Source organism: Kitasatospora sp. NPDC001547 (assembly GCF_042894165.1).
In the GTDB taxonomy this organism is placed as follows: domain Bacteria; phylum Actinomycetota; class Actinomycetes; order Streptomycetales; family Streptomycetaceae; genus Kitasatospora.
In genome coordinates this window covers 44618-55902 of record NZ_JBIAVL010000035.1, presented here as the reverse complement: position 1 = coordinate 55902, position 11285 = coordinate 44618, and the positions used below count along the sequence as shown (strand labels likewise).

The window sequence follows — 11285 nt, the reverse complement described above, 5'->3', positions numbered from 1 at the left end:
GGTGGGTACTTCATCGGTGCGGCCATGGCAGAGGCTCCCTTCTCATGGCCCATCAGGCCATCTCCGGCAACCTTCCGCACGTCGGGGGAACCTCACACCTGGCCGAGGTCTACGGCATGGCCACCAGCAAGGAGACCGTCTCCACGATCACCGACCGGGTGCTGGAGGGCATGGCCGACTGGCGCACGCGTCCTCTCGACGCGGTCTACCCGGTCCTGTTCGTGGACGCGGTGAACGTCAAGGTCCGCGATGGCCAGGTCGCCAACCGGCCCGTCTACGTGGTCCTCGGTGTCACCGCGGACGGCTACCGCGACATCCTGGGCCTGTGGACCTCCAGTGGTGGCGAGGGCGCCAAGTACTGGCAGTCCGTCCTGACCGAGATCAAGAACCGCGGAGTGAAGGACTGCCTGATCCTCATCTGCGACGGCCTGGCCGGCCTGCCCGACGCCGTCGCCCAGGTCTGGCCCCAGACTGTGGTGCAGACGTGCATCGTCCACCTGCTGCGGAACTCCTTCCGCTACACCTCCAAGCGGGACTGGGCAGCCGTGGCCCGCGACCTCAAGCCCGTCTACACCGCGCCGAACGAGGCCGCGGCCCTGGAGCGGTTCGCGGACTTCGCCGCCGCCTGGGAGGCGACCTACCCGGCCGTGGTGAAACTCTGGGAGAAGGCATGGCCCGAGATGGTGCCCTTCCTCGCCTTCGACGCCGAGATCAGGAAGATCATCTGTACCACCAACGCCATCGAGAGTCTCAACTCCCGCTACCGCACGGCCGCCGGTGCGTGCGGTCACTTTCCCAACGAGCAGGCCGCCCTCAAACGGCTCTACCTGGCCACCCTCGCGCTCGACCCCACCGGACGCGGCCGGCAACGCTGGAGCAACCGCTGGATGGCCGCCCTCAACGCCTTCGACATCGCCTTCGACGGGCGCCTGTCAGCCGGACGGGCGTAGGCCACCCGGCCCACACCCACCAGGAACGTCAACACCTAGGCCAACCGGGTGTCGTACACCTAGATCGTGATAGTCCCGCCGCAGCGGGTGGCGCGTGTGCCTCCCGCTCGGCATGGTGGCGTGCCCGCCGTGTCTCCTCCCGGAGCAGTCCGAGCCCGTCACCGCGTGGCGTGGGAGAGTCGGGAGCGCAACGGTGGGGCGTGTAAGGGAGGTTACCGGTGGAGTGGAAGGTGTTCGGGAGCCCTTCAACACGTAGCACGTCACGACCAGTTCGACGCACCCGGGCGCGTCGGGGTGGGGGCGGGGGCGTAGCCGGCGGGGCGGGTGGTGAAGGTGCCGCGGCCCTGGGTGCGGCTGCGCAGGAGGGTGGCGTAGCCGAAGAGTTCAGCGAGGGGCACCAGGGCGGTGGCCTTGGCGGTGGCGCCGGGACCGGTGCCGGGGTCGGTGGAGCGGATGTGGCCGCGGCGGGCGGCGAGGTCGCTCAGGACGGTGCCCAGCGCGTCCTGGGGCACGGTGACGTCGACTTCGGCGAGCGGTTCCAGCAGGTGCGTGCGTGAGGCACGCAGGGCTTCGCGCAGGCCGAGGCGGGCTGCGGTGCGCAGGGCGGGTCCGGAGGAGTCCTGGGGGTGGGTGGCGCCGTCGGTGAGGGTGACGGCGACGCCGGTGACGGGGTGTCCGGCGAGCGGGCCGTGGGTGAGGGCGTCGCGGCAGCCGGCCTCGACGGCCTGGACGTACTCGAGCGGCAGGCGGGGGGCGGTGACGGTGAAGGTGAAGTCCTCCTCGGTGCCGGGCGGCAGGGGGTGGACGTCGAGGACGAGGCGGGTGAACCGGGCGGTGGCGCCGTTTGGTTCGGTGTGGCGGTGGACGAAGCCGGTGACGCCCTCGGTCAGGGCTTCGCGCAGGGCGACGCGCGGGCGGCCGGTCACCGCCTCGACGCCGCTGTCGCGCCGGATCTTGTCCACCGCGGCCTCCAGGTGCAGTTCGCCCAGGCCGGACAGGGTGCGCCGGCCGGTGTCGGGGTCTGTGGCCACGCGCAGCGAGGGGTCCTCCTCGGTGAGGCGGGCGAGGGCGGCGGCGAGCTTGTCGGTGTCGGCGGCGGCGCGGGCCTCGACGGTGACGGTGACGACGGGTTCGGTGTGCGCGGGTGCTTCCAGGGTGATGGGATGCTCGGGGTCGCACAGGGTGGCGCCGACGCGGGTGTGGCGGGGGCCGGCGACGGCGACGATGTCGCCGGGCAGGGCGTGGTCGGTCTCGGCGTGGTGGACGGTGAGGATACGGGCGACGCGTTCGCGGCGGCCGGTGGCGGTGTCGAGCACGGTGTCGCCCGTGCGCAGGGTGCCGGCGTACAGGCGCAGGTGGGTCAGGCGTGCGGTGGGGGCGGCGGTGACCCTGAACGCCAGGGCGGTCAGGGGCTGGCGGGGGTCGGCCCGGCGGTGCTGGGTGCGGTCGGCGCTGTAGGTGGGCGGGATGTCGAGGGGGGAGGGCAGGTAGGCGACGGCGGCGTCCAGGAGCGGTTCGATGCCGCGGTTGCGGTAGGCGGAGCCGCACAGCACCACGACGGCCTCGCCGGTGCGGGTGAGGTCACGCAGAGCGGTGGTGAGGGTGTCGGTGGTGAGGGCGGCGGTGGCGCAGTACTCCTCCAGGGCGCGGGGGTGCAGTTCGGCCACCGCTTCCTCCAGGGCCCGGCGGCGCCGGGCCGTGGCGGTGTGCAGGTGGGCGGGGACCGGGCCCTGGGCCGCAGTGCCGTCGTCGTGCCAGGTGAGGGCGCGCAGGTGGACGAGGTCGACGACGCCGGTGAACGAGTCCTCGGCGCCGATGGGCAGTTGGACGGCGAGCGGGTGCGGGTGCAGGCGCCGGCGGATGTCGGCGACGGCGGTGTCCAGGTCGGCGCCGGCGCGGTCGAGTTTGTTGACGAAGGCGATGCGCGGCACGCCGTGGCGTTCGGCCTGGCGCCACACCGACTCGCTCTGCGGCTCCACGCCGGCGACCGCGTCGAACACCGCGATGGCGCCGTCCAGGACGCGCAGGCAGCGTTCGACCTCACCGGCGAAGTCGACGTGGCCGGGGGTGTCGATGAGGGTGATCCGGTGCCCGGCCCAGTGGCAGCTGACGGCGGCGAAGGCGGTGATGCCGGGTTCGCGTTCCTGGGGGCGGCAGTCGGTGACGGTGATGCCCTCACCGGCCTCGCCGCGTTCACGGGCGAGGCCGAGGCCGGTGAGGTGGAGGATCCGCTCGGTGACGGTGGTCTGGCCGGCGCCGACGTGGGCGAGGATGCCGAGGTTGCGGACGGCGGCTATGCCCGCGGTCACCACGGCGGTGCCGGCGGTGGTGCTGCTGGTGACGGGGGTGCGCATGGCCCGGGTGCCTTTCGGGGCGGTCACGTTCGGGTGGGCGCGCGATCGGGCGGGGCCGGCGGCCGGTTGGACCGGGTTGCGCCGGGGCCCGGTGCAACGGGGTCACCGGGCGGCGGCGCCGCTGCGGTGCCGGCCGCGCAGCGGGCACCGGGAGGGCCGGGACACCAGGATCACGTCGTACCGCGACGCGGGAGAGGAGGCGGCGGCGCTCCGCTTCGCCACGGTCGCCCGCCCCCTTCCCTTATTCGTCCGTCACAGTCGGCGTGTTGGACGCGTTCGTCGCGTCCGTCGCGTTGGATGCGCCCATCGCGTCCGGCGCGTCCGTCGCGGTGGGCCGCGCGTCGGGGCGCGGCCGCGTGGCGAGTGTAGGGAAGCCGGGCCGGGCGGGGCCACGGGTTTACCGGACGGCTTCGACCGGGCCCCCGCGGACGGCTTCGGCAGCTGCGGCGGGTGTTACGGGGCCGCGGTGCCCGGCGCCGTGAAGCGCAGTACGGGTTCGGACCACCCGTCGTCGTCCACCCCGGCGTCCAGGGCAGCGCCGATGGCCCGTTCCTCGTAGCCGAAGTGGGAGTCCATGATGGCGGCGAGGCCGTCGAGTTCGCCGCCGATCGCCTGCAGGTCGGCGCCTGGGGTGGTGGCGGCCTGGTCGGCGAGATGGCGCACCCGGGCGAGGATGTGGGTGATGAGGCCGTGGTCCTCGACGAGTTTGTCGATGGTGGGGGCCAGATCGGGGCGTTCGCGCAGGAGTTGGGCGAACAGTCCGCCGTCCTCGCCCTGGTGGTGGTTGGTCAGGGCGGTGCAGAAGGCCAGGCAGTGGGTGAGGAGGCGGTCGTCGCCGTCCGACTGGGGGCGGCCGAGGCCGGCGCGCAGGTCGGCGAGGCGGCGGCGCAAGTCCTGGTGCGCGTCGGACAGTTGCAGGCTGAGAGCGGCCGTACGGCCGTGGGAGGGGGAGGCCACGAGGGTGGTCCCTTCGGTCGTGCACCTCCATGCCTGACGCAGTCCGTCACCGGCACGCGATGCCGGTGACATTCGATCATGTGCGGCGGCCGGTGGGCAAGGGTGTTTCGGCGCGCGGGGTTTCGGCGCGGGGGTCGTCGGCGGGGCGCCCTGAGCGGGGGCGCGGGCGTGCGAGCAGGATCCCGGCGGCCACCAGGGCCAGGCCGATCGCCTGGCGCGCGCCGAAGGGATCGCCGTCCAGTGCGGTGCCCAGCAGCACGCCGGTGAGCGGGTTGAGCAGTCCCAGCAGGCCGACCGTGCCGGCGGGCAGGTGTCGCAGTCCGGTGAACCAGCAGGTGAAGGCGAGCGCGGTGGCGACCACGGTGGTGTAGCCGAAGGCGAGCAGGGTGGGGGCGTCCATCGGCGGGGGCGCGCCCTCGACGGCGGCGGCCGGTACCAGGAGCAGCAGGGCCCCCGCGGTCAGCTGCCAGGCGGTGGCGGTGAGCGGGTCGGCGCCCTCGCGCCAGCGGGCGGCCAGCACGTAGCCGACGCAGGACACCCCCATTGCCGCCGCCGACGCGGCCAGCCCCGCCCAGCCGATCTGCCGGCCCGGCGCGGCCAGCGCCAGCGCGACCCCGACCAGCCCCACCACCGCGCCCGCCAGGTGGGCGCGGCGCGGGCGCTGGCCGGCCAGCGCCCAGGCGGTGAGCAGCATCGCCAGCGGGGAGGCGGCCATGACGGTGGCGGCGGCGCTGGTGGGCAGCAGTTGGGAGGCGAGGTAGAGCAGGACGAAGAAGGCGGCGGTGTTGAGCAGGCCGAGCAGCGCGCTGCGCCACCACCAGGAGCCGCGCGGGCGACGGCGGGCGAGGGCGAGCAGCAGCAGACCGGCGGGCAGGGCACGCAGGGCGGCGCCCCACAGCGGGCGGTCGGCGGGCAGGTGGGCGTGGGTGACCCAGTAGTTGGCGCCCCAGGCGAGGGGCGCGAGAGCGGTGAGCAGGACCCATCGCATAGTGGCTTCCATGGAAGACAATATAGCTTCCAGGGAAGCTACTGGGGTAGAGTGGGAGCATGCCCAGCCAGCCCGACCAGCCCGACCATTCCAGTCAGCCCAGCCAGCCCGCGGACCGCGTCGCCCGGATCCAGGCCCAGTGGAGGCGCGAACGCCCCGACCTCGACGTCGCCCCGCAGGCCGTCATCGGGCGCCTGCACCGCCTGGCCGCGCGCCTGAGCGCCGAGCTGGCCGTGGTCTACCGGCAATACGGCCTGGGTGAGGGCGAGTTCGACGTACTCGCCGCACTGCGCCGCGCCGGCGCCCCCTACGAGCGGGCCCCCGGCGAGCTCGCCGCGCACACCATGGTCACCACCGGGGCGATGACCAAGCGCATCGACCGCCTGGAACGCGCCGCACTGGTGACCCGCCGCCCGGCCACCGACGACCGGCGCGGGCGCGTGGTCGCCCTCACCGACGCCGGGCTGCGCCTGATCGACGAGGCGTTCACCGCCCACATGCGCAACGAGCACCGCCTGCTGGCCCACTTGAGCACCGAGGAGGCCCGCGCCCTGCAGGACCTCCTCACCGCCTGGCAACACCGCCTCGACGGCGCCGAAGGCGGCGGGGGTGCCACGGGAGGTGCCGCCGGGGGCGCTACGGGGGACGGCGCGGGGTGAGGTTCGAAGGGCTCGCGCGGCGGCCGGACACCCGGCGGCGGGCCGCCGCGAGGGCCCGGCGGGCCGGGTACCCCACCCCGCCGGGCCCGCCCGTACCCGAACGGTCTACCGTGCCGGTATGCACACCGACCAACGCCCGTGGGACGTCCTGCTGATCGGCGGCGCCTCCGGACTCGGCAAGAGCCGCGCCGCCGCCCGCCTGCACGCCGAACACGGCGCGTTCGTGGTCGAGTTCGACGACATCGTGGCCGCCCTGCAGGCCGCTACCACCCCCGCCGGCCACCCCGGCCTGCACCACTTCACCACCCTGCCCGACCCCGACGCACTCGACGCCGACCGCGTCCTGGAACTCCAGATCGCCACCGCCCACGCCCTGGACGACGCACTGCTCGGCGTCGTACGCAACCGCCTCACCGTGGACGTACCCGCCATCGTGGAAGGCGACTACCTCACCCCCACCGCCGCCGCCCGCGCCGCCGCCGAAGCCGCCGCACAGGGCCGGCGCCTGCGCGCGGTCTTCCTCCACGAACACGACCCGCGGCGCATCGGCGCCAACTACGCCGACCGGGAACCGCAGGCCGGCCCGCAGCCCGAACGCGCCGCCGTCAGCGCCCGCTACAGCACCTGGCTCGCCGACCAGGCCCGCGCCCACGCACTGCCCGTGGTCGACTGCCGCCCCTACGCCACCCTGCCCGAACGCCTGGCCGCCGCCCTGACCTAACCCCGAAACAGGCCAGGCGGGTTGGGGCGCGGGCGGGGCAGGGCGCGGGTCCGGCGGTGTCATGCGCCAGTTCGTCCTCGCGGTCCGAGATCAGCCCGGCGCCCAGGACGCTCTGCACCGCCGGCTGGGCGTGCGCGGTGTCGGGGCCGGTGCCCCGTGCCCCAGGTCAGGGCGAGCGCGGTGAACAGGAGCCCGGCGCCGCAGTCTTGGTAGCGCACCTCCCAGCGGGTGGGAACGTCATGGGCGCGCAGCACGCCGTCGGCATGGTCGACCTCCCCCAGTCGGCCGGCCGCCGGCGCAGGTCCTCGGCGAGGTAGCGGGCGCGCAACCGCTCGCCCAGGCCGTCGGTGGCGTCGTCGACGGCGTCGCTGCAAGCGCCGTCGAAGTCAGCCCCCCGGCCCGCTGCGGAGCCGGGGCCGTTGCCGCGTACGGCCTCGCCCGTGCCGTCGGGCGCGGCACCTTCCCCCTGGCCGGGGCCGGGGGCGCGCTCCCGCCCCCGGCCGGTCGGTCGACCTGACCGGCCCAACGAGCCGCCCCGACGAAAGTTGCGGCCCGACCATCCTCCCCCGCCGCCCGGCGCCTGCGCCCAGCGCCTGGCCGTCCGGTGTCACTCCGGTGCCCGCCGTCCGGCAGCCATCCGGCAGCCGTCCGGTGTCTACACCCGGCGCCTGGCCGATTGGCGTCAGTCCGGTGCCTGCCGCCCGTCGTCGTAGGCGGTGCGGGCCGCCAGCACCTGGGGCATGTGGCGCTCGGCCCAGTCCTTGATCTGCCGCATGAGCGGCAGCAGGTCGCGCCCGAGGCCGGTGAGCGCGTAGTCGACGCGGGCCGGCACCCCGGCGGTGACGGTGCGTTCGAGCAGGCCGTCGCGTTCCAGGGCGCGCAGGGTCTGGGTGAGCATCTTCTCGCTGACCCCGGCCAGGCGCCGGCGCAGGTCGCTGTAGCGCAGCGGCCCGTCGGCGAGGGCGTTGACGACCAGGCTGACCCACTTGTCGCCGATCCGGTCCAGGAGCTGGCGGGCGGGGCAGTGGGCGAGGTAGGCGTCGTAGTGGGCCGCCTCGGCGGCGCGGCGCTGGGCGGCGGTGGTGGTGGGCACCGGAGCGCTCTCCTTTCCGTACGGTACGCACCTTCGGGTGCGTCCTTCCCAGAGGAGAGTAACTCTCCTTAGGTTGGGCGCAGTTGCCGGGTGGTGAAAGGGGTGTGGACGGTATGCGTGCCGTGGTGGTGCGGGAGTTCGGCGGTCCCGAGGTACTGGAGCTGGTGGAGGTGGCACTGCCGCAGCCCGGGCACGGGCAGGTACGGGTGCGGGTGGCGGCGGCCGGCGTCAACCCGGTGGACGCGGTCACCCGCTCGGGGGCGCTCGCCCGGGCCGGCCTGATGGCGCCTCGGGCCGTGACCGGCATCGGCTGGGACGTGGCCGGGGTCGTCGACGCCCTCGGCGCCGGCGTGACGCGCTTCACGCCCGGCCAACGGGTGGTGGGCCTGCGCGACCTCCTGGACACCGACCTCGGCACCTACGCCGAGCACGTCGTACTGGACGCCGACGCGATGGCCCCCGCCCCCGCCGGAGCGAGCCTGGAACAGGCCGCGACCCTGCCACTGGGCGGCCTCACCGCACTGCAGGCCCTGGACCTGCTCGACCTGCCGACCGGCGCCACCGTCCTGGTCACCGGCGCGGCCGGCAACGTCGGCGGCTTCGCCGTCGAACTGGCCGCCCTGCGCGGCCTGCGGGTGGTCGCCCTCGCCGGACAAGACGACGAACACCTGATACGGCAACTGGGCGCCGAATGGTTCGTACCGCGCACCCACCCCGACATCGCCCACGCCGTACGGGAATCGGTACCCGGCGGAGTCGACGGCGCGATCGACACCGCCCTGCTCGGCGTCCGCGCCCTGGCCGCGGTACGCCGACGCGGCGCCTTCGTCGCCGTCACGGCCGACGCCACACCCACCCCCCTACGCGGCATCCGGGTCGCCAACGTGTGGATCACCGCCGACGGCGAGGCCCTGGCCCGACTGTCCGCCCTCGCCGCCGACGGCCACCTCACCCTCCGCGTCGCCGACACCCTCCCCCTCCACCACGCCCCCCACGCCCACCACCGCCTCGAAACCAGCCACCTCCGCGGCCGCATCGTTCTCACACCCTGACCGGCCCCCCGGGACCAGGCCTGGCCCCACCCACCCCCGCCGGTGCGTGGCGCACCGTATGCCGCGCACCGCCCGGCCGGCGGCCCCGGACGGCCCGGGCGCGCCAGCGTGCCGGTGTCGGTAGGTTCGGATATTTGAGCGTGCGGAATAGGGCCATGGATCGGTCCTCGCTGCGGTTCACCTCAGTCAGCTGGTCGGCCCACGCCCGAGGGGACCAGGGCGACCTCGGCTGTCGCATCTCGCGGAGCCCTTGGCCATGAACCGTGTGCAGGACGAGGTCGCGCTGGTTCTGGAGGCCCAGGAGATGCCTGCCGCTGGCCAGAGCGAGGAGGCGATCTCGCCGAACGGGCAGCGAGGGCAGGCGAGTCGGGTATCTGCGCGTTGGCAGTGTGCGTGGCTCTGGGCGTGCCCAGGTCCGACGCCCAGGCCACACTCCGCGAGGCCGAACCACTCTTTGCGGAGTTCTCGCTGGGAGAGGAGGAACTTGTCGCCACTCTCCTCGCGACGGGGGACATGATCATCGTGGACCGAGTACTTGACGGGCACGACAAGCGCATTCGCCACCTGTTGGAAACCGCCGCCGGTGCGCGCGGAGGCTATCCCGGCAGCCTGCTCGCGTGGTTTCGTTCCGGCGAGCTCACAAAGATCTCGACGGGCGCAAGGTCGTCGCCCGCCATCCGACCACCGCGGTCGCCACGAACTCATCCTTCACCGAGTGGGACAACACCTTCGGCGACGCCCGCCTCTGTGCGGCCATCGCTGACCGGATCACCTTCCGGTGCGCCCTGATCCCAGACCGGCACCGAGTCCTACCGCTACCACGCCGCCCAGGAATCCTTGTTGGCTACCACGAACTGACGCTACCCCAGTATGGAGGGCCGGACCTTCGGGTACGGCCCTCCGGCGCTGATGAGGATCTGCGAAACGGCTCTGACCGGAGTTCCGCGAACGCCCCGGGACTGGTCAGCAATCAGGACAGTCCGGCACGTCGGGTGGGGTGGGAAACGTGCGTTTCCCCTGCAGCCAGTCGGTGAGCCACTCTGCCAGGGTGAACCTCTGCGGGAACAGACGATGGTGCCTGCAAAGCGCGTTCGGGTCCCAGCCCCACATCTGGCCTTGAGGGCTTCGGAGATCGATGTGCCACCAGATCGCGCAACCCAGGGTCACCAGCGGCACGACGTGGTGCGGGTAGATGTCCCACTCCTCGGGAGGCTGCGACCACCGTCGATAAATGTCGGTGAGGGATTCCTCGTCGCTGTACCACTTGCCGGTGTCGGTGAGCGACACCACGTCCCCGTCGATACCGAATCCGCCATTGGCGACCTCACAGTAGATCCTGCGCAGCAGCGGCGGCATCGGCTGCCCCAGAGCGGCCTCAAGCTCGTCTGCCGCAGCAGCCGGCGCGGGCTGAGGAAGCTCGTTCTTCCCGGCGAACTCGCGAATCTTGGCGACGATCTCCTCGTCGGTCCACGCCACAGGATCGGTCACGGCAGACACCGTACGGGAAGCCAGCGACAACGCCATCGGGCCCGATCCCGGGCGAAACTGTCGTGGTCACGGCCAAGGTAAGGATGCGGAGGCGGAGCGGTCACCCGCCCCCGTTCAACGTAGGCCCCTGGAACAGCACATCTTTGATCCAATGAGCGCCGACAGCACGTCGAGGCGGGCCGTGGCCGCATCTTGTCAGGGAGGCGGCCCGGGCCCGCGACCACAAGCTGAAGAACACCCGCCATGAACGAGTACACCGCCGCCATCCGTCGCTGTCTGTGGTCGGTCCGGGCCGGACGACTGTGCTGGCCGGCTCGCGGTGGTGGAGAATGCTCGGCATGACGACTTGAAGAGCACCGGCCGGGTGGCATCACTGGGTCAAGGTCGCGGCCTGCGAGACGGTTCCCGGCAGCGACGGACGAGTCTGCGCGACCTGCGGAACGCCCGTCCGCTCGTACCAGTACCGCTTCCATCCGCCAGAGTCCTCCATGTTCGAGCGGTGCATCGGACTGGTCTGGTGTTCCGACTGCAGGATCTACTGCAGCAACCTGGTGCACGTCCCACGCCGGCAAGTCCTGGTGGACGCCCTCGCCTCTCTTCCCTTGGAGCTGCGAGAGCGGCTTTTGCGTTCGGAATCGCGGCTGATCAAGTTCCTGGACCGCGACGCCCGCAGGAGCAGAGGTTAGGGGCGGCGGCTGGCCGCGATCAGGAGGAGCCGCTTGCGGCGTAGCGGTGGCTTCGCCCGGCCGAACATGCTGCGCTTGAGCGCCTTCAGGTCGTTGACGCGGCCTTCGACCGGGCCGGACGACCACTCGGTGCTCATGCCGTAGACGACCGCGTCGAGGTCGGGATCAGTCCGGTGGCGAAGCCGGTCAGGCCGGCCGCCTGCCGGTCCGCGCAGACGTCGGCGATCCGATGCCGCAACTCGTCTCCCTGCCGGTGGTCATGATGGCTGCGAAAGTGCGGACGTGGCCTGCAGCGGCCGTGACGTCGGGTGAGCGGGCCAGCAGTGCCTTGAGGCGC

At 73.1% G+C, this 11285-nt stretch carries 10 protein-coding genes and 1 pseudogene; 5 read left to right on the top strand and 6 right to left on the bottom strand.

The window, feature by feature from the left end; all coding sequences use genetic code 11:
* Nucleotides 1-89: 89 nt before the first annotated feature.
* Nucleotides 90-950: pseudogene (locus tag ACFY0X_RS35035) on the top strand (IS256 family transposase); the annotation flags it as partial.
* Between the two features lie 260 nt (nt 951-1210).
* Here the strand turns inward: ACFY0X_RS35035 and ACFY0X_RS35030 are convergent.
* The 3 genes from ACFY0X_RS35030 to ACFY0X_RS35020 all read right to left on the bottom strand — a co-directional run bounded on the left by ACFY0X_RS35030 (nt 1211) and on the right by ACFY0X_RS35020 (nt 5261).
* A complete protein-coding gene (locus tag ACFY0X_RS35030; RefSeq protein WP_387760563.1) occupies nt 1211-3304 on the bottom strand; it encodes an elongation factor G in 2094 nt (697 codons plus the stop codon).
* Between the two features lie 453 nt (nt 3305-3757).
* On the bottom strand, nt 3758-4261 hold the full coding sequence (locus tag ACFY0X_RS35025; protein ID WP_387760562.1) for a hemerythrin domain-containing protein: 504 nt from the start codon (nt 4259-4261) through the stop codon (nt 3758-3760).
* 76 nt (nt 4262-4337) lie between these two features.
* Nucleotides 4338-5261, bottom strand: coding sequence for a DMT family transporter (locus ACFY0X_RS35020; protein ID WP_387760561.1), 924 nt, complete (start codon nt 5259-5261; stop codon nt 4338-4340).
* Nucleotides 5262-5308: 47 nt separating this feature from the next.
* Between ACFY0X_RS35020 and ACFY0X_RS35015 the strand changes: the two genes are divergently transcribed.
* Nucleotides 5309-5908: a MarR family winged helix-turn-helix transcriptional regulator gene (locus ACFY0X_RS35015; protein ID WP_387760560.1), complete on the top strand. Its 600-nt coding sequence runs from the start codon at nt 5309-5311 to the stop codon at nt 5906-5908.
* Nucleotides 5909-6026: 118 nt separating this feature from the next.
* Nucleotides 6027-6629, top strand: coding sequence for an AAA family ATPase (locus ACFY0X_RS35010; protein WP_387760559.1), 603 nt, complete (start codon nt 6027-6029; stop codon nt 6627-6629).
* Nucleotides 6630-7311: 682 nt separating this feature from the next.
* Here ACFY0X_RS35010 and ACFY0X_RS35005 read toward each other — a convergent pair.
* The gene (locus tag ACFY0X_RS35005; protein ID WP_387760558.1) at nt 7312-7722 is read right to left on the bottom strand and encodes a winged helix-turn-helix transcriptional regulator; all 411 of its coding nucleotides are present in this window, start codon (nt 7720-7722) and stop codon (nt 7312-7314) included.
* A 113-nt stretch (nt 7723-7835) separates the two neighbouring features.
* On the opposite strand from ACFY0X_RS35005, the gene ACFY0X_RS35000 reads away from it, so the two are divergent.
* Both ACFY0X_RS35000 and ACFY0X_RS34995 read left to right on the top strand, forming a co-directional pair.
* Complete coding sequence (locus ACFY0X_RS35000) at nt 7836-8774, top strand: NADP-dependent oxidoreductase (RefSeq protein ID WP_387760557.1); 939 nt, start codon at nt 7836-7838, stop codon at nt 8772-8774.
* A 617-nt stretch (nt 8775-9391) separates the two neighbouring features.
* Complete coding sequence (locus ACFY0X_RS34995; protein WP_387760556.1) at nt 9392-9808, top strand: ATP-binding protein; 417 nt, start codon at nt 9392-9394, stop codon at nt 9806-9808.
* Here ACFY0X_RS34995 and ACFY0X_RS34990 read toward each other — a convergent pair.
* Together ACFY0X_RS34990 and ACFY0X_RS34985 are read right to left on the bottom strand one after the other, a co-directional pair.
* A complete protein-coding gene (locus tag ACFY0X_RS34990; RefSeq protein ID WP_387760555.1) occupies nt 9738-10262 on the bottom strand; it encodes a hypothetical protein in 525 nt (174 codons plus the stop codon). The genes ACFY0X_RS34995 and ACFY0X_RS34990 overlap by 71 nt on opposite strands.
* Before the next feature lie 682 nt (nt 10263-10944).
* Nucleotides 10945-11085 (bottom strand): hypothetical protein, encoded by a 141-nt coding sequence (locus ACFY0X_RS34985; protein WP_387760554.1) that lies wholly within the window; start codon nt 11083-11085, stop codon nt 10945-10947.
* Nucleotides 11086-11285 lie beyond the last annotated feature (200 nt).